Here is a 21,522-nt window from a genome sequence, read left to right on the forward strand (position 1 = left end):
GGGAACCTTCTCTTTCGAGGGGGCTTCCCCCTTTGGGGGGAGCGGGCACGCTCCCCCTGGGGAAACAGTTTCGTGCTTTCCTTATTCGTCCGCCGGAATAGGCAGGAAGCTTTCATACGGATAATCCGCATCTGTCGTGCCCAGATTGCCCAGCAGGAACATGCGGTCCAACGCATTGACCACGCCGTCCTGGTTGAAGTCGCAGCGCTTGATGATGGCTTCCTCCGCAGGGTCGGTATCCGGCATACCCGAGTATCTGTTGTAGTAGCTGATGAGGATATTCAGGTCGGTATCGTTGACCTTCTGGTCTCCGTTCACATCGCCGCCGATCAGGCGCAGGTTCATGGTGTACGTTGCACTGGTCGTTCCCAGCTTCAGCGTGTAGCGGCCGGGAGCCTGGCGGTATTTCCGTCCGTTATAGGTCAGGAAGCCGTCTCTCTCCACTACTACATAATAGATCCCTTCGCTGTAGCTGCCCTTGTTCAGGATATTGGGTATCTCAAATTCGCCGCCATATTCATTGCTCTCCGTGGTGTACACGGGAGGACGGTCAAACGTGCCGTCCGGCTGCAGTGAGGTAGTGCTTGCGTCATAGATCGATATTTTCGCTACGCCGGTGCGCACATTGAGCGACATCATTTCGGGAGTAATGTAAATACGTCCCTTCAGGGTGCTCTGTCCAACTACCTGGCGAACCTTGACCTTGACAGGCTGCTCCACGTGTTCGGCGGTCAGGAATACCCAGCCTTCATACACACCGTCTTCCAAATTGGCGACGGGGTGGATATCCACTGTGCCGATCCCGCCCAGGCTCTGCTTCAGGTTCGTCTCGCTGGGTCTCTCAGCCTCAAAGTAGGAGCTGACGGTCTTTCCTTCTCTGTCATCGTAAACGGTGACCTTGATATCCTCCAGATCGCCGGTGCCTCTGTTCTCATAGGACAGGGTCAGGTTCGTAAGCTGGGTGTAATCCACCTGCAGGCCGGCGAACTGGTACTCGTAATGATCCAGAGCGCCGTTAGAGGATATCTCTTCCATGAAGGGTTCGCCATCTGCGTCCTCATTGATGACGCCCAGAATATAGCTTGTGACCGGGCTTTCATCGTCCTGAATGAAGATATCGGTATGGTCGCCGCCGTTGGTAAGGTAGCAGTAGCCCGCGTCGGAGTTTTCGATCGTCAGCATCAGTCTGACGACCATGTGTCCCTGCTGATCCTCGTTATCCAGCAGGACCATGCTCACGTCCTTGCTGGTGGAGGTTCCGAAGGTGATCGTCTCATAGGGCTTCAGGCTGCCATCGCTGAAGAACAGGGTCCTCTTTGCCGCTTCCAGCTGGTCGCCTGTCAGCTCAATAGGCTCGTCAGCCTCGTTCCGCAGGATCGTGCCGTACTCGTCCGCCGCATAATAGACCGGGGTGACCCTTACGGTCGCGCTGGCGTCAACGCTGCCCAGCTTACCAATGTTGAAGGACATGTATCTGCCGTCCGGGTAATCCTTTTCCTTGTAGGAATAGGTTCCTCTGGTAAAGCCGTACTGTGCCATCGGGAAGTTTCCTTCCGTGGTCAGTGCCACATGACCTCTGCTGTACACTCTCTCCTCACCCGGCAGCTTGTAGTAAGACCACAGCCAGTAGGTGACGCCCGGGGTCAGACCGTTCACGCCGAACCGCAGGTCGCCGCTTTCCACAATAGGCTCCCGCCCATTGTCGTTCTTGTACACCTTGGAATCAATGGCGGTGGCAGGAAGCGCTGTCGTATTCGGGTCGAATCCTGCATCGGTTACCAGCACAACGCCCACTTCGTCGAATTGCTTGTGAACACCCAGATTGGTCCTCACTTCGCCGGAAATGAAGTCGTTGCCCACGTTGCCCTCCGAGTCTATCAGCTTATACACCAGGTACACGGTCTGCCCGTTCACTGTCTTGGTGGTAAAGGCGGGGCTGGTTTCCTTGGTATAGCCCTCCAGCGGGTCTTCCATTGTGGTTTCTCCCGGTACGTAGCAGTCGTGATACTTGTCGATGATCTGCTGTACCGTGTAGCCTTCCTTTTGGTAGTAATCGTATTCTTCCTTCGCGGTATCCTTCCAAACGAAGCTCTTCTTGGACAGGATCTGCGTAGAAGGCGCATCCTTGATGACGAAGTCCACCGTCTGAGAAGTGGGGTTGCCGCCGAAGCGGGTGACCAGCTTCATCATATAGGTGTTTTCCTTATCGGTAGGCTTCAGCTCCACATTGGGAACCACTTTGCCGCCCTCTCCTGTTTGCAGCCAGGTGCAGTAGCTGTTCGCCAGGGCGTAATTCAGCTCCAGCCAGTAGGTGGTCTTGCTGCCAACGTCCTTCATCACCTTATCGGGAACGGTCGCCAGCAGACTGTTGTACTGTTCTTCCGTGATGGTGATGTACTTCGTGACAGGCGGGGCTACTCTGGCGATCGCCAGGTTCATGCCTGCCTCAGTCAGCTTGCTGCCGTTCACATACAGCGGTGATGTCGCCGCAGTGCCCAGCAATGCCTTCGCCTTGTTCACAACGGTGGCGTCGCCGGTCACACACAGCTGCTGATACAGGGTATCGTAGTCGCTGGAGCCCAGCGCGGTCTGATACTCGTTGGGCATGACCAGCAGTGCGACCTTGCTCAGGCTGATGCTGCCGTTGCCGGAAGACACCATAGCGTTTACCTGCACCAGTTCGTCCATACTGTAGGCTCTCTTGTTCTCTATCCGCTTGGAGGCACTGCCTACAATGGAAGAGCTGGGCACGTTGCGGTTGATGACCAAACGAATGTCGTTTGTAGTCTGCGTGGTAGTCGTATCGCTGTCAGACGCCCGCATTTCCAGTGTATTGTATACGCCTGTGTTCAGCGTTGCCCCGTCAAAGGTCACGGGATAGAGATTTCCTCTCTGCGTTGCAAGCTCCTCGCTCTTGGGCATACTCTCCCCGGCGGCAAATTCTGGCGCTGCGCCCTGTACGCCGGAGATAGTACCCTTAACGGCGGGCTTTACGCTGCTTTCTTCCCGTGCTCCATCCGGGTCCCAGGCTGCCACGTTGATGTGGAAGGTCTTGCTGCTCATGCTGTTGTCTACCAGCAGATACTGCTTCCCGTCAGTGGAGGTCCTGACCTTCTCCGAATCGTTATCGTAGTAGCGGTCTGCTTCTGTTGCCAGCTTCACAGAGGGGCTCTTGTTGAAGGTGATGTAGTTGTTGTTCACCGGTCTGTCCCAGCCAGCCACATCATTTTTCTTGGTGTATTCCAACAGGGCTTCCGTTGTCCAGCTTCCGCTGCCCGTATTCAGGCGAGGCTCCGTGGTGTCCTTGGCATACCTGTAATAGTAGCCCTCGCGGTTTACCACATACTCCTTGCCAAGAGAATACTCCACACCCTGACCGTTCTGTCCGCCAAGGTTGTCGGCGCTCGTTGCGCCATTGGAGCGGATCTCCTCGACGTAGATATTGTACTCATACAGCGTGCTCAGGTTCGTCCAGGTCGCTCTGGCAGCGGTTTCGCCCATTACCTGGGTGACCTTGGTCTCTTTCCACTTCTGCGTGCCGTCGCCATTGCGGTTTGTTCCGGTGGGATCCCACTTTTCGATACCTACCTCATGGTAGATAGGCTTCCCATCTTCGCCCAGAACAGGCTCGCCTTCAGAGTCCACTTCCTTCTCAAATGCCTTCAATGTCAGGAAATATTTCTGATAACGACCGCTCAGGAGGGCGTTATAATTCATCTGCACCGTAATGGTTCCGCTGTTATCCGTGCCGCCGGGCGTGCTGGCGGAGACAGGCTCCTTACAGCCATCGGGATAGCAGGGATACGTCATGGTTTCAGAGAACAGCTGGTCATAGCCGGTGGAGGTGATCAAATTGCCCATCTTCTCCACCTTTGCCTCATCATAGCTGGAACCATAATGGGCATTATAGTATTCTTCGCTGATCGCCGTCGTAGTAGAGCCGGCGCCTGCGGAATTCACATAGGCATAGCTGTACTTGAAAATGGAGTCGGCAGCAAAGCTGTTTCTCTCATCGGTATAGGACAGCGTGCCTGCGGGCAGCTCTGCCAGGAACATACCATCGCGATAGATCTGGATCCCTGTTACCTCGCTGCTGGGCTCCAGCCAATGCAGGATCACCGGCGAGTTGGGAGAGGTCTGTTCCTCAAACCAGAAGCTGTCCATAGGCGGAGCCGCAGGACTCAGCATCAGGCTGGAAACGTCATCGCTCATGCGGCTGACGATCCCATCGCTATTCCTCGCCACGACCTGCATGTGATACCATCTGCCGGGCGTCAGGCCTGTGATGATAAAGCGGTTATCGGCGCCCAGCTTCGCCCAGCCGCCGTTTACATCCGCATTGGCGATGGTCATATCCGTCATGGAGCTGGAATTGGAGGTATATACCAGATATTCCGTTCCGTCGGGGTTGCCGTTGGGGTCGATCTGCAGCGCCACGCTCTTGGTGGAGGAGTTGCCCGCATCGTCCAGCGCTTCCGCTCCCAGCGGCGCAGCCATGTTCGCCATGCTGTACACAGTAGAGAGCTTCGGTTCACTTTCGTTTCCGACGCGGTCGCGAGCCATCACATACACATAATACCGCTGGTTCGGTTCCAGAGGATATACCGTGCCTGTCTTTTGATCCCTGATCTCAGTATAGGAGCAGGTATTGGATTCACTCCATTCGCTCCATGCACTGACATGGGACTGGCTGTTTTCCCTCGGTCCGTCTGCAATGCAGAAGCGGTACGGCTTAGATGCCAGCGCGTCGTCCGCATCCTTAATGCCGTTTGCCACTGCGGTGATCATATGGGTGGTTTCCGTTCTGGAAATCTCTCTCCGCACGAATTTTACTTCCACCTCAATGTTCGCGTGGATATTGCTCAGCGTGTAGGACGTTACCGCGCCTACGGAACGGCCGACCCGGTTATTGTTGATGAGTTCGGTAATGATCAGGTCCTGAACCCGATATCCGTCCTGGGGAGTGGGCGTAATGACAACGCTGGCTCCTTCGGGGATCCTGTCGAGCGTCATGCTGACTCCGCCAACCGGCGTGATACCGACCATGCCTCCCTTATTGGAACTTGTTTTCAGCGTGTAGGTCTGCCGTTCAAAGATGACCTCCAGCGAGCCATCGCTGACAGGGTTCGTCAGCGTATACATATACTGCCGAATGCTCGTGCCGGGCATGGGCTGCAGCCCTTCCGCCAGATCCACAGTCTCCGGTCCATTATCGGCGCTGGTATAGGAATGGTACAGATGCTCCACCTTATAGCCAAGCTCGGGAGTGATAATGAAGGTTCTGGCGCCATTCACGGGGATTCTGACGTCGTCGCCCGCGGCAACGATCGTGCCATGCGGATTACCGTCTTCAGCCGACGCTCCCACACTTACCTGATAGGTTCGTTTCAGCGTGGTGATGACGTCAAATTCTACTTTGATATCAATACCGGGATCCGTACCCTCCTCGGTCCATTCGGGCGCGGTGTACGGGCAGGTCGAAGCGCCCTGCGCAAAATCTGCCGGGGCTTCGCCGTTTACCAGCAGGCTCTTCGTGCCATATCCCTGCTTCGCACCCATATGGATATAGATTTCCTCGTTCACGGGTACGCGGTAGGTATTGTTGCCCTGATCCATAACGCTGTCATTGTCGCTGAGCAGTGTTACAAACTCACCACAATCCGTATTATACTGGACTCTGACCAGACGGGTGGGGATCGTTTCAAAATCAACCCAGATGGCGGTATCCTGCAGCACAGTCAGCTCATAGGTGTACACATTGGCGCCGTCCTGCTTCTGGATATCCTTCAGGTCGATCATGCTTCCGTTGACTTCCACAGACTTGACACGGCAGCCCTTGTTGGGCGTCATGGTAAGCGTTACCTTTCCACCGGCCAGGACTTCTTCCGCGGACAGTGCGACCTTGCCGCGAGGCGATGCCGAATTTGCCGTGACTGTATACATCTCCACACCGGGACCGGGCTCGGGCGTTTCACCGCTCTCGCCTCCATCGGGCTCAGAGCCTTCTCCCTCGTCTGCCGCTGTTGAGATCCCCTGGTCGGGCTTCAGGCTGTTAAAGGTCACCGCCGTAGCAGAGCTCATTGCGAACGTCGCGCGGCTGACGGAACGATATACCTCGGGCTCAAGCTCTGTCTCAGGGAAGGTGACAGACAGGACCGCGTCTTCCGATACCCGATCAATGCTCAGATAGTACACGTCCTGGTTCGCGCCCTGCTGCACCTGATCGGTGATATCCTCGCCTTTGTACACCACCTGACCGATGATATGTCCCTCGGCAGGATGGAGTTCAAAGACAACGTCGCCATAGACCGTTTCGGTAGCGGTGCTGTTTTCCTGGTCAATGGGCACTGCCACTTCCTTGTCCAGCATATTGACTTCACCGCCGTCCAGAATGGAATACACTTTGCCGTCGGCGTCGTCATACTTCAGGCTGATCACATAAGAATCGTAAATATCACGCATGGTAGAGCTTGCGGTCAATGTGGGCCCGTTGGTAACAGGCGCGGTAGTATCTACGCACACGATCACCGTCTGCGGGAACACGGTCTCGTTTCCGGCAAGGTCGATCGCTCTTACCTGCACGGTATACTTGCCGCTCTTTGTGATGTCCACTGAAGTGCTGGGATTGGTCAGCATACCCATGTCGATCCAGGTCTTGCCGCCATCAGTGGTATACTGATATTTAGCGGTGATGGCGTTGGTGTCCGTTGCGCCGGACGCCACGATCTTGACGCCTTGAGACCAGGAGTTAGACAGATAATCCGTACCACCGTTTATATTGGCGAAGCTTACCTGCAGCCCTGCAGGTGCAGTTTTATCAATGGTAAACTTCACTGTTCTTGTGGCACTGACATTGCCGGAGCCGTTTACAATAGAAGCTGTGATTTCGTACACGCCATCTCTAGTGAACGTAAGCGTTTGAGCGGAGGGGATCACCTTATCGGTAACGATCTCGCTCATAGCAGCCTGTTCCAGCTGTTCCTTTGTCCACCAGCTTTCGCTTTCGGTCTCCTTGTATTTGACGCTGTAGCGGACATTGGCAACACCTGTCAGGTCCGCCTGTTTGTAGTAATCCTGATAATACTCCTGACCTCTTGCTTCGTCCAGAACCAACTCGCCGGTGCCGGTAGCGCTGGGAGAATACTTTGCCTTTCTGGGGGCAAAGCTCACCGTGACGTTGGTGGCGGAGTAGTAACTCAGGTCAGAATTCTGGGTATCCGCTCCCGTGCTGTCAAAGTATCCGTTATCGTTGCCGATGCGGACAACATTCTGGTTCAGCATGTTGGTAACGGAAACTGCAGGAGGCATAGGCTTAGAAACAGAAAGCTTGATACCTTCAATCTTAGTACGCGCCGTTTCATTTGCCCCGGTCAAATTCTGAACCAGGGTGCTGGGTCCAGTAGTAACGCCTGTCTGATTATCGTAGGCAAAAATAGCAATGTTCAGCGAATCGTTCGGCGTTTTCTTCATGGCGTTCTTGCCGATGCGTACTGTGCCGCCGTTCTTCCCCAAGCGATAGAGCGCGTTCTTGGCATTGGCCGCCGTTTGCAGCGTGCCGCTGCCATTGATATTGCTCAGCTTGTAATAGGCAGTTTCCGTTCCACTGTTGTCCCTATCGTAGAAGTAGAAACCGTACCCTGCCACTTCACCCTCGCTGTCAACGGAACCGCCAATCGTCAGCTGGATAAATTTATCGTTCCCTGTGACGTCAAGGTAGTTGCTTGCCTGATACTCGCTGACCACCTCTTCGCTGCCCACTTTGCTGACCGTGTTGGAAGTAACAGCCTGCGGAGAAGGCGCTTTTTTATCCGCCGAATAGTAGATAGCACGGGCGGAGGAATCGGAAATATTGTGTTCCGTTGTCACGCCCTGCAGGACGTCTTCCTGGGTCAGACCCTTAATGGTTTCCGTGATCTGCAGTGTCAGGCTCTTTCCGCTCGCTATCTTCCCGGACAGGAACTTCTTATTCAAAATCCATTCGCCGGAAGCTTCGCCGCTGTCATTTACCACGGGCGCTTTCGTGCATCTCAAAGCCAGATTCGCTGTTGAAATGGAGCCAAGATAATAGTTATTCCCGCTCTTGAGCAGGTTCTGGTATCCGCTGCCCAGGTCGATCGCCCAGCTTACGTTATAGCTATTCTTTTTCTGGGTCTGCTTACTCTTTCTCGTAATGGTGATCTGGCTGTTCTGCGTGCCATCAATAGCCGTATCATAGATGATCGGCGAGGACATGGAGAATGCCGACAAAGGCGCATAGGTCACAGTGGTACCACTGGTCAGGTTCTGCTGGTTGACCTTGCTGACCATTCCACCTGCCGCCTGGTACTCGTATCCTACAAAATTGCCGCCGCTGTACTTGGCAACCCGATGGGTAGAGGTATCCGTCACACGCTGGTACACTGTCAGCACCGCTCCAGAGGGAAGCGTATTCAAGCGGATCGTACCACTGCCGTACAAAGTCTTTCCTGCCGGAGTGATGTGTCCGGTTGTCAAATTCGCCAGCGTTCCGCCGGGGTTCGTGGTAGACCACCCGTTGGACGCAACGGTATACATCTTTCCGTCCTTTTTATCCAAAATTTCCCAGCGCCACTCTGTCTTTGTCAAACCGGTGAGCTGAATGTTATTGTAGCTCTTGGTCTGCTTGACGCCGTTCTGATCTGTATAAGTATAGGTGTTTTGAGAACCGTTGGGCGCCGAAGCGGAATCTGACGAATTCAGCCCAACATCGGGGTCATAGGCGCTGTTCTCAATGGTGATATTGCCCGCATTATCCACAAAGCCGCTGAACAGGGCCACCGGGGGCGTGTTGACGATAAAGTCAAACACACAGGTGGGATCGTTGGCGTCCAGGGTGTTGTTCTTTACCTTGCTGGCATCGGGCGCAAAGTAAATGGTATAGCGTCCCGGCTCTGTGATCTTCAACTCCAGAGCGTCGGAGTAGGTCTCGCTTCGTCCGATGCTGCCTGCGGCGGGATAGCCCGTGGTATCGTGCACGATGTACCAGCGCCCGGAAGGATAGTCCGGGTTTGCGGAGCTTGTGTTATATTTTTCCGGGGATACGGAGAAATTGATATTGCCGATATCGTCCAGGGAATATACGGCGCCCTTGCCCACGACCTTTTCGGAAACCTGCTGGGTAATGGGCTTGGAGCTGTTGGCGTCAAAGCCGAAGGCATCGAAGTATTCTCTGGTGATATACTCCGCCGCCGCCGCTACCTGATTGGTATAGGTGATTTCATCATAGGACGAGGTTTCAGAGGAGATGTAGGTGCCGTCTCCCTCCACACGGCTGATAAAGTCCAGGGTAGCCTTGCGGTTATCGTACTCGCCCCAGCCCATGAACTTGGCCTTATCGGTAAAGAGACGCCACTGCACCTGGGCGGAAAGCACCGGGTCCTGGAAATCGTCGGTGGAGTCGTCGGAAATATTGGCGATGAACTTGGCCTTGCCGGTGCCCCACTGGGGCTCGTTCACCACTTCGGAAAGCTTTCTGGCCACATTTACCTGCATGACGATGTTGCTCATTTCCACGCGGGTATCAGCGTAGCACCAGTGGCTCCAGCCGCGGGCGCCGAACAGGGGGCCGAAGCCGTAGCAGTTGGTATCGGCGTGAACGCCGCTGAGCTTTGCGTCCTTCTTGCCGATCTGAATGCCGTCCACATTGGGGCGGGGGGTGTAGAACACGCCTACCTGCCTGGCCCCGGTTTCCTCATCCGTCACATAGGTGCTGCTGTCCTGGGTGTTCCAGTTGATCAAGCGGTAGCCCGCGGAATAGCTGGAAGCGCCGGTGGGGTTTTCCTCCGTGACCTGAGATTCAAAGAGATTGATCAGCTGCGCGGAGGTCTTTTTGCTGCCCGCGGTGCCGCACTGGCCGCTGTTGTACACATAGAACTTGGCCTGCTTGCCCTCGGTTTGAATGACGAAGTTGCGCACATAGGAGCTTGTGTTCACATCGCCTGTGGACATGGCAAGCTGGGTGATACCGTAATTGATGCCGGGGGCGTTGCTTCCCGAATAGGAAAGCTTGCTGCCCTGGGCCTGGTTGGAGCTGATCCAGTAGTTGCCGTTTAAGCCCTCTGTCTTGTCGCCGCCATACATCAGCCAGCGCACCAAACCGTCAAAATGGCTGCTGCCGTCTGTGGCCAGCTGGCCCAGTGGAGTTTCCGCCCAACGGGGGCTGCCCTCTTTGGCATTCTTTTTGCCATAACCGGAAGTACCGTCGAGCGCCGCGCCGCGGACAGAACCATCGGCAAAATGCTCCAGGTTCACATCGTCGATCTTCATCACATACCAACGGTAGCCGGAAAGTCCCGCGCCGCCCTCTGTGTGCTGGGAGCCTGTTCCGGCCGCTTCGGCAGTATACCGGTCAATATACTGGTTGCCGATATAGAACAGGTAGCCGGAGATTCTCCAGGAACCGTCGGAAACACCGGTGGTGGCGCTGCCTCTGCCGGACTTGCTTTGCCGGATGGTGGTATTGAACAGGAAACCGTAGCCGTCGCTGGCGTGAGGCACCAGGGTGCTGTCGTCCACCGTGAAGAAAATGGTTTTTCTGGCGGGCTGGTCGTTATACAGGAACAGCCAGTCTCTAAAAGCGCTGGTGGTGTAGCCCGCGTTTCCGATGGTGGTAAGAGGATTGCTGATGGACGAGCTCTGGTTGTAAGTTTTATAACCGCTGGCAGGAGTACTGGAAGGATAAGACAGATCCATTACGTGATAGATACGGCGGATCTGGTTTCCGGCCGCCCAGATACTGGTCACGCTGGGATAGTTTGCCTTATCATCAGAATATCCGCCGGCGCTGCCCCAGGCAAAAATCCTTCCGGGATAGCCACCGTATCTATTGTAAATATCCGTATAGCTGTCTGTTCCGCCGTTGTTATCCTCTTTTGAGGCAAAGCTCAGCGTTCCCGCGCTCTTTGACCCGGTAGCTGGCCCGATTTGGTTTATTGCAATAACGCGATCCTTGGAGGAGATATACAGACCGTCCTTGGGGTTCTTGGCGTTGCCCTCCATGTTGGTGGGCTTTGCCGCGGTAACAGCCTGCCTGTTTACGGTGGAGGAGGTGTAGCCCGCAGTGGCATATTCCGCGTGCATGGTGTGGTCGTACCGTACCCACTGGAACAGGCTGTTATTGTTGGCGTTTGCGCCGGACATACCCTGCACGTTCACTACCTCTGGGGTGAACATTTCATAGCCCATTGCCTGCAGCTTGGCATAGGGGCAGTTTGTGCCGCTGTGGCAGGCTCCCGTACAGGAGGAATCCGTGCCCCAGGTGCACTTCCAGCCCGCCCGACCGCTGCCGTGGCTCAGGGTGAGCAGATATTTCCAGGGGTTGAAGTTCGCGGCGCCCACTGTGGCGCTGCCGCTGGTACCGTAATATTTTTCATTGATCTTATAAGCCGCCTGGTTCTTCAGATCCTGGGTCAGCCTGGAGGTGATCATTTCCGTGTTGCCCAGGGCAAGCGCCACTTCAATTCCTTCGTGCTCCAAAACGGAGGTTGCCTTGGGAGCATCGGCAATGGTACGCATAACCACGGGGTTTGACACCATGGATTCGTTGCCCAGATTATCCACTGCTTTTACCAGAACGGAGACATAGTCATTCAAGCCCTCGCTGCTCAAACCGATGCCTACCTGGTACACAAAGTTCTGAGAGCCGGTATAGCTGCCTTCAGGGTAAGTGGAGACAGCCGAACTGGTGTTGCCCAGTACGACAATTTTGTTGGCAGTGTTGGTAATATCCCGCACGTCCTTCCAGGTCAGACCGCCGTCGGTGGAATATTTGAAGGTGCTGAGGGATTTACCCGTTTGAGGCTCGGACCACGCAAACAGCCACACATTGCTGTCGGTATAGGTCCTGTTATCGTAAGGCTTGTAGGTACCGCCCTCTTTCTTTGCCAGGCGGACCACAGGCGTGGTGGGAGGCGTCAAGTCCACACGGAAGTAACCCTCTACCGTTTCAGAGGTGAAACCAGCCTCGTCCTCGGCGCGGGCAATAATGCGGTAGTAGCCGTCCTTGGACACTACCAGCTCGCTGACGTTCTCCACCTCACTGCCGTCCTCATTCAGCTTCGCGGACAGCGGCGCCCAGGACTTGTAATCGCAGAATCCGTGAGTCTCGGGCGTGTAGCCCTGCAGCATATTCAGCACTTCTGCGGTGGTATGCATCGTATTGGGAACCTTGTCGGTGGGCAGGTAGTACATGCTGTAGCTGTACTGTTTGATGCCGGAACCGCCATGGTCATCGGAACCGCCGATCTCGATCTTTACCTGTGCGCTGCCGTCATCGGAGGTGCCGCCAACCACAGTGGCGGACCCCAGATCCAGATTCTTTTCCACACCGCCGCTGGTCGCCTTGACTGTAGGGGCAGAGGGCGCGCCGGCGTCAATGGTAAAGCAGTCGGAATACATCACAGAGGTGTATCCTGTGTAAAGGTCGGTTATCACCAGCTTGAACGCGCAGGTCGTGCTGTTGATTTCATTGGTGCTGGCATAATCGTTGATATCATGCAACGAGCTGGGCACCGTAAAGTTCAGCCAGTTATTGGTGAACGCGTTGGAAACCTCGCCCGTTTCCTGATTCGTCATCGTCTTTGTAATGGAGGCGTTGGTGCCATCGCTGTTTTTCTGGATACGGTACCACTTGGAGTGATCCTCCAACACGACCTCCTCGCTATTGGCAGGCTGAACCTCCTGGAACACGCGGTTGTTTGTGAAGTAAATCTCCGCTTTCATAGCGGGACCTGTATATTCCATTCCGTCAATGCCAGTATAGGTCTCTCCTACAGCATTGGCATCGTTGAAGGTCGACCGCATGGACAGATTCATCTTATCCTTGCCGCCCTGATAGACCTTTGTCACGCCGCCGATATTGAATGAGTTTATGATCGGCTTCCGATAGGTAAAGGTCAATTCGGAGGTGTATTTGGGCGTGCTTTTCTTACCGTCCGTTGCTATAACGCCGCGAACGTTATAGGTCACGCCGGATTTCAGCTCATCAATGGTCATATGTATGGGCTGGGAGATGTCCACGTCCGCCAGCTCATAATGGTTCGTATAAGTTGTGGCGACAGAGGAGGTCCACACCTCGGTGCTCTCCTTGACCTGATAGCCCACATCGACCTGCTTGCCGATATTGGCATAATTTTTGTCATCCTTGGGATCCAGCGTAGTGGCCTTTTGGGTCAGGTACAGGTCAAACTCCGCCTTGCCGTTCGCCGTATCGGGAGACTCGACCAGAAGACCGGCCGCCTCAGTGTCGTCCGGCACATCGTCTTCATATTTGCTGTCATAGCTGGCAGCGTAGTCGGACTTGTAGTCCATGACAGCGCTGTCTTCATCAGTCCTGCCTTCGGCATAGTTATAGAACAGCAGCTTACAGCTGTAATTTTTGTAAGGCTTCGTAATCAGAGTTTCCTGCCATCCCCAGTATGACCGGGTATATGCCTCGATCGTAATGGTGCCTTCCGCGTAAGACTGATTCTTATTGGGGTTGTACACTGCACTCAGCGAAGACATAATGCTGTTAAAGGTCGACGCATCCAGAGGAGTGCCTGTAGGAACTGTGTACTTCAATCTCAGGCTGCTGCCCGTATCCTCAAGCCATCTCCAGCGCTTGGGGTCAGGATCATTCAAAAGCAGTTGAACGGGTGAGTCTCCCTGTTCACTGCCAATATTTGTAGAGGAAATGATCAGCGCATAGACCTGGGACATATCATTTCCACCCACAAACACCTTGTCTGACTGGAAGTTTATGGTTTCAGACAGTGAAGCGGTCACCATACCGTTCCGCTGATCCTTCCCGGCAACCTTTATGGAAAATCTTGCACTGGCAGCAAATGCGGTAACGCTGCCAACTGTTGCAAACAAAATTGCCAGTAACAGTGAAATGATAATGGTCCTGCTTCGACGGCTTCCTTTCCTGAATTTAGCTTTCATCTTACCCATGAAAACTATACCTCCTTTTCGTTCCGTTTGCCGCTTACGCGACGCCTGCTGCACGCAGGATATATGCATAAGCCCAATGTTCTTTCTTGATATCCGCAAAAGGACAGTAGGCATACTTCTGAATGTTGGTGCGTTCCAGCTCATTCAAAGCGTTTTTGGTGATCATTACGATCAGCTTGATCGCTTCGGCTCTGGAAATGTTCCTGCCGGGACGGAAGGTCCCGTCAGGATAGCCATTGACTACGCCTGCTTCCGCCAGTGCTTCTACATAGCCGGCATACCAGGTGCCTGACTTCACGTCCCGGAAAGTGTCCCACTTGGTTGCGCGGAGATGGGTCGCTTCCGCCAGTATTTTTGCCGCTTCCGCTCTGGTGATGGGTCTATTGGGGCGGAAGCTGCCATCGGGATAGCCATTTACGATCTTAAGCTGCTTTGCATAAGCGATGGTATTGCTGTACCACTGGTTCCCAGGCACATCGGCAAAGGATCTGCCGTAGTTCTTATTGGCATCAAAGCCGCCCAGCGCCCGGACCACCATGGAAACAAACTCTGCTCTGGTCACATTCTGGTTGGGGCGGACCGTCTTGTCTCCGTAACCCTCCAGGAACCTGGTGTCCGTAATATCCTTATACACCGCCGTGTAGGTAACGTCACTGAACACAGCGATCTTAGAAGCGTCTACCACCATCACGCCGTCGGAAGTCCAGCCCACAAAGCCGTATCCTTCCACTGTCTTGACGCCGGGGGGATTCTCCGGCGCACTGCCGGACACGATGGGAATTGCGCTTTCTCCCACCAGCTTGCCGTACTCGCCGGCGTCAAAATACACCGTCACCCCGGTATTGTAGGGGCGGTGGACATTGACCTGCGCGTATTCGTACACCCAGCGGGTCGGGTCCATGGTATAGCGGGTGTCGATCACCAGGCATTCCAGCAGAACCAGCTTATTCGTATAAAAGCTTTCCGGCTGCACGGTAACCGTGGTGCTGTTATCGCTGCCATCTGTCTTCAGGACCAGGAACTGGCTGGGCGGTCTCTCGTTGCCCTCGCTGTCCAGCTCGCTGTCATAGGGGAGATAGTGTCCGCTTTCGTCCTTCTGGGGCAGCACCAGGTTCCACTGGATCGCTATGCCGCCGGTGTACACGTTACCGTACTGGTCATACACTGTGGGATAGACGTAATCCTCGATAGGCTCCTTGCTGCCGGTCATCACGAAGTCTCTGTGCGTGCGGGTAAGCTGTATGGAATAGGGGCGAAGGTCCTCCTGAACGATAGGCACCGACAGGGTCTTATACCCCACTTCGCCTAATGGCTCATATTTTGCCGTAAACGCCAGCTTTTCGATACAATCGCAGGCAGTATAGACGGTTAGTTCCCCTGTCAGACGGTTAAACTCCGCCAGCAGCGTCCGAACGCCCTTTTCATCTTCCTCGTCACGATAGACTACACGATAAATTTTGTAGGAAATGGGCAGATTGCCCTTTTCTTCGCTTTCGCCGCCCTTGTAGGTTTCGTCTACCAGGATGCCGTCCTGTCCCTCCAACACGGATTTATCCATGTTGATTTCGATTTCCGCGTCCTCTATGGGCGCGCCGTATTGGTCATAAACCACCGGGTCAAACTGATAGACCAGCTTTTTATCCTTGGCATAGGGTCTTTGCAGCGGGGGCGTCTGAACGCCGCCGGCATTTGCGCCTGTGATATACAGGTACGTATCCTCCGGCTCTTCCCGGTCCAGCTTCAGCGTAATGGTTTTGGTAAAATAGCTGTCTTCCGGCTGATTGCTGGTATGCAGCCGCAGCGTTACCGTGTGGGTCAGCTGCCCGGCAGGCACGGCACGGTTGGTGATATCCAATACGATATCCTCGCCTTCGGCAGTTCCATCGCCGTCTCCATCACTGACCGCCGCAAACTCTACGCCGGTGTGGTCCCCCACAAATTCCCAAACAGGGTGGTACAGGGCGGAGTCGGAACGCATCCACGCGTCATACTGGTCAACGACCTCTGCTCTCAGGGAGAGCTGATCCGCATAATCGGGATCGGGCGCGTTTGCCGTCTGCGTACTGCCCCAATAGGGAATGTCAAATTGATAATTGTTGGCGTCTGCCAGCTTCAACTCATAAGCATATGCTGTGCCCTTGCTCAAAATAATTATCTGAGAGCTTTCGGGGCGAAGGTCTTCGGGCTTTCCATGAGGCACTGCCTGCATGGTCACCAGCAGACCCGGTACGGTTGAATCAATATACAGCGTGCCGCGGTTGGTGTTGGGAGACTGGCTGAACCGCAGCCCGGAGCTCACCGTAGCCAGCTTCAGATCCGCCATTTCACCGGGCATTTCTCTTCCGTACTGGTCGTACACCGTAGCTTCAACGGTGACTTCCTTTGCCGGCTGTCCCTTAGCGGGAACAACGGGCTTGAGTACGCCGCCCTCCGGCACTGCGCCTTCTCCGGCGTCTGTCATCACCGGCACCGCGTAGGCGGGCTTGGCGTCGTCCAGATCCAGCCTGACCCGAATGGTGTTGGTAACCGTGCTATCCTCCATGGCAGTGACCCGCAGGGTAAATCCTACGTCCCGACCTGCCCGCATATCCTGAAGGGCTTCGTCCGAATAGCGCAGCCGCACCATGCCGGAATTCTTATCATATATCTGCACCAGTACGCCCGGGCTGATATTTTCCACTGCCCATTCCACACTTTTGGAAATGGGGTTCGTAAACTGGTCCCTGACCACCCACGCCATGGTATAGGTCTCGTATCCTGCTCCGGTCTCCGCGGGCAGGGGCAGAGTGATCTCTCCGCTGGCGGGAATGGGCTGGGTCGCGCCTGAACTTTTCCGATACCCGGTAAAATCAATGGACTTGGGCACCAGCTTTTCGTTCTGCTGCAGCGCAAGATACAGCGTGTTCTGCAGCGTGCCGCAGCTTGCCGTTATGGGGATCGAGCCTGCCGTGGCGGTATGGTCGATGGTGACCGTCTTCGCTGTGGTGTTCACGGTAACGCCCTTGGGCAGCGGTGTGGTGTACGACCATTTGATTGGAGCGTCGTCAAGCACCACGCCGTACTGGTCGCGCACATAAACGATCAGCGGCACGGTAACAGTGCTCCCGCTTTCAGGGATCTGCACCCCATTGACATATTCGTCTTTATCCTGCGGGAAATAAAGCACATCCGGCACGGAAGCTTCTTTGGTAACGGTGATGGTCTTCTGTGTCCTGACGCCGTTCAAGCAGACAGCAGTCACCGTGATCTCCTGGGGAATGTTGTTTGCCAGTGTTGTGGCGGCAAACCGCAGACCGCCTCCGGCAGTGAGATAGACCGTTCCCCTGGCGCTGTAGGTGTTGGTGCCGGGATTGAAGGGAATATCCCCCGTTTCCTGATCTATCATGGTCCCGCTTCCATCGGGGCTGGATTCCTTTCTGGTCCGATACAGGGTGCCATCGGGGAATTTGACAGCCTCCAGCCGCCAGGAAACGTCGCCGGTACGGAATTCCTGATCTTCGCCGTATTGGGTAGTCCCCACGGCGGTCAGGTTCCGCTGGACCGTGTCGGTATCCGCGCTGGACGGGAACGGAACGCTTGTTTCCAGAATATCCACAGAATCCGGGCGAGGGGATTCCCGCCTGATTTCCACCGGGACCGTAAGGGAACGGCTGGTCCCGTTCTTTGCTGCGATCGCTGTGACTGACACGGAACAATCCGGCGCACAGCTTTTTACTGTCAGAGTGCCGGTAGTGGTATCCATGGTCACATAGCCGGCAGCAGAAGACGGGGAAACTGTGTACCGCCATCTGGTGGTATACTCCGTCATCAGCTCATCGTACTGGTCATAGACCTGCACTGACGGAACGACCACTGCGTCTGCACTGTTCTTGTTCGGGGAAACGATAATGTTGTTTCCATTATAATAGAAGTTCCGCATCACCGTGGGCTTGCTGGGCTCCCGCACGATATTCACCGTCATCGTGTTGGAGCGGCAGGAAGCGAACCTGGCGTATATCTTAAACTGCGAGGTCTTCGCCTCTGTTGTCACAGTGACATAAAGATTGCCCTTTCCACCCAGAGAAACGCCTTCGGGCAGCTCGCCGTCCACATATACGGACCACGGGTCATAGGCGATGTTTTCCTGGTTCAGTCTGCCGCCGGGCGCATAAGCCTCTTCCACAGCAATCCAGTCCCACTGGCTGCCATACTGGTCGATCGGCACCACGTCCAGCATCTGCTCTACGGACCCGACCGCCCGCAGCGGCACTGTAATGGTATAGCTGGTCTGGTTAGGCGGGGCATAAATGCCGATCTGCTGCAAGCTGCGCGGCTGTCTGACAAACTGGAACTGGTACTCCACAAACCGGGACACGCCCTCATAGGTCGCGGTAATTTTCAGATTGAACCGGGCGCCGTCCAGCACATAGCTGTTATAGGTAAAGCGTCCGCTGCTGATATTCTGCAAAGACAAGCCCTGCGGGACCGCGCCGTCGGGATAGGACAGCTCATAAGAGATACGGTATCCCTTTTCCCGCGCCTTTTCCAGATCGATCGCACTGCCGCTGGCATTGCGAATGCCGGGAACCAGATCGTACTGAGAAGGGTCTTCTATGGTCAGGTTCTTATCTCTCCATTGGTTGGCAATCTCAGCAATGGAAACCTGCTCAGAGGCGGTGACCAGCTTGTTGTCCGTGCCGCGGGCAGGAACATTGTAGCTCACGGTCAGTACGGTTCCGGGCACGCCGTCCCGTTCCACTTCCTCCGTGTTCAAAAGCTGGGCGCTGGTATTCAGGGTGGTGCGGAGATAGCTCAGCCTATCCTTGGGCTTGCTCACGTACACCGTCTGCTTCGCGGTGATGCTGGGCTTGTTGAACTGGGCATAGGTCGCCCGCAGGATATGCTCGCCTTCCACCACATCATTCACGGTCGTTCCAGCCTTATATATAATAGTATACGAATCTCCGCTCTGATAGGTCACCTGGAAGGGGCAGCTTTTTCCAGCCGCGTCATAAGCCTTCTGGGTCTCCTCCGTGGGAACAAGCTCCAGCTCGGTCAGCCTGTCGGTGTAAGGCATATGGTACTGGTCGTACAGGGAGGAACGTACCTTTGCCTTTTTCCCGGTGACGGCGTCATCGATCACTTCCTCGCCGGAGCCGTCCAATGCCGCATTGCCAACGCAAAAGCCCTCTACCGATTCCCCGGCAGAATTCTTTACCGTGCTTACCGTGCCTTCCGTTCTGACATCAGTCTCTTTCGGCACCAGAGTGTCCTGGTACAGACCGATATCCAGATAGTTGCTGGCGAGTTCTTTCCCTTCCGGGTCATATACCGCATGGAGGGAGATCAACGTCTTCGTGCCGTTCAGCACGGGACCGGCATCGCTGGTTTTCCAGATGAAGCTGTCCGGGCGCGCGGCTTCATAGGTCACGTGAAGCTGGGGCGCCGGGATATCGTTGCGAGTGAGTATGGTTGGCTCCTCCAGGAAGGTATCCCGGTAGTTTACCTCGCTTTCCACCATGTCCAGCGTTACGCCTACGGGCGTTCTCATAAAATACTCGTCCTGGCTGGGGTCTTCGGGAACGGGGGCTTTATATACGACCCACAGCTTTGTCCCCTCCAGCTTTGTCCCTGTGAAGGCAGCGTCTGTCAAGGTCGCCTCCTTGACACGGTACTGCTCTCCATAAGAGGTGGGGATCAGCTTTCCTTCCCCCTCGTCCTCGGTAATATCATATTCTTCCAGACTTACCAGCGATGTGGTGGTTCCCAGCAGGAATTCCCACTTCAGGTCGCTTACAAACTGCTCCACGTTCTCATGCTCGGGGGAGGACAAGGACGAGCTGGAAACGTCGGTAGTGATATAGTATTTCAGCGCAGGACGCTTTCCTTCTCCCAAATAGGACTCGGGGATCCAGTTCCCCTGCTTTTCATTTTCCAGAGACTGCTTGTAGGTCGGAACACTGTACCGGGGGTACAGCCCGGTTTCCAAAGGCGCGCCGGAAGCGCTGGCGGGCACCTTGAAATCCAGCTCCGAATCGGGAATGGGTATCTCCTCCCCGGGATTGTTCGGGTCGGGCATCATGTCTCCTGTCATGCTGTTTGCGGACCGCAGGGAAAGGTTCTGTACCAGATACAGGCTGTGCATATTTTCATACCAGAGCCCGGGGCTGATTTCTCCCATAATTGGCGAAGCGGGAGAGGAGCTCCAGGAAACGCGGGAGCTGCCGTTCTTCCTCCACGGGGAAAGGACAGGCTCGTCAAAGTAGTAATATGCGCCGCCCTCGCGGACCGTATAAGTCTCGTCCCTGTATTTCTGAATAAATCCCGCGCCGCCCATCGCGACGGCGGTATCCTCGCCGTCAGAATTGGTGTAGCGGAACTGATCTACGATCTCCTGTGCTTCCTGCGCATTTTCGGGAACCCGGATAGAACCGGCAAACAGCACATTCTCTGCGGTAAGGCGCTCTCCCGTGCCATAGCAGCGGAAGTCCAGGTTTATAACATCGACATATCCCTCTTCGTTCGGCTCCGGGAAGTAGTTATCATTAAAATAGAACTGCACGTAACAATCCAGCAGGCCTGTGCTTTCATTGTCTGCCCGCGCGCCGGAAACCAGATACCCGGTATACCGTGAGAACAGGTTCTGAGAGCTCATTGCCCGCTCAAAAGAGCCGGTATCGGAAATCAGCTGGCATTTTTCATCGTGTGCCAGAAAATCCTGGAATGCCGCCGGCATTGTGACGCCGGTAGAAGATACGGTAGCAATTTTCCTGTTGTACGCCCGAATGTTCCTGCGTTCCTCCGTGTTGTACGGGGGCTGGGGGTCGGCGCTGGGGTTGGTAATAGGCGTGATGCGCTGGGCATCGGTCTGAAATACGAACACGCCCTCGCGCACCGTTTCCGTGGTGGTGGTGTTGACGATATTTCCATCAATGATTTCCACACTGGGGTGCTCTATCGGGTCAGGCTTTACCTGGAGGGTCATGGTAAGTATCCCGGTATCCTCGTCAAAGCCCGTCTGTACCAGCCGCATTCTGGAATCCGGCATGGACAGCTCCATCGGTTCGTCCGTGTCGGACTGCAGAGCGCCTCCTTCCGCTATTGTGCTTGCTGCATGCGCAGCAGGAACCACCGGCAGTCCGTAAACTGTCAGAAGCAATGTCAGGATGAATGCGATCACTCTTTCCCACTGTTTCATCGTATTCCCGCCTTCCAAAGATTTCCTCATGCAAAAATTCCTCCGCTTAGAAATCAACATGTAGTAAATTTTCGCTTCAAATTCACAAGAAATTCCGATCTCGTTTCCCCAAAGGGGGGCACTACCCCCATCATCTATAATACTATATACTATTATTCTATCCAAAACGTACAAAATGTCAAGGTTTTTCCACGAATTTGCCCGATTTTTCTTTGTGAAAAAATTCGGAAACTTCTGAGAAAACCAAAGAAATTTCGCTGTTTTTCCTGCCACTTTTTTGAAATTATACAAAATGTAGATATTTTGGCTTTTGACACCCCTGCGGGCTGTGTTTGACACACCTCGTTTTCCCCGAAAAAAGCGTTATACAAGCGGTATTTTTTCAAAAAAATTTG

General features: G+C 54.8%; 2 protein-coding genes. Both read right to left on the reverse strand.

What is annotated here, in order from left to right; genetic code table 11:
• Positions 1-81: 81 nt before the first annotated feature.
• Positions 82-13,872, reverse strand: a complete 13,791-nt coding sequence (locus AB8996_RS02040) for a dockerin type I domain-containing protein (protein ID WP_369297308.1) — start codon at positions 13,870-13,872, stop codon at positions 82-84.
• A 112-nt stretch (positions 13,873-13,984) separates the two neighbouring features.
• Positions 13,985-21,127 carry an S-layer homology domain-containing protein gene (locus tag AB8996_RS02045; protein WP_369297309.1) on the reverse strand — a complete coding sequence of 2,381 codons (7,143 nt, stop codon included), beginning with the start codon at positions 21,125-21,127 and terminating at the stop codon, positions 13,985-13,987.
• Positions 21,128-21,522: the final 395 nt, after the last annotated feature.

Origin of the sequence: uncultured Neglectibacter sp. (assembly GCA_937958185.1) — a bacterium.
In the GTDB taxonomy this organism is placed as follows: Bacteria; Bacillota; Clostridia; order Oscillospirales; family Acutalibacteraceae; genus Acutalibacter.

What these genes read in the sequence shown, in the direction of transcription:
- AB8996_RS02045 (WP_369297309.1), bottom strand. Translation starts at nt 21,127, where the DNA reads ATGAAACAGTGGGAAAGAGTGATCGCATTCATCCTGACATTGCTTCTG.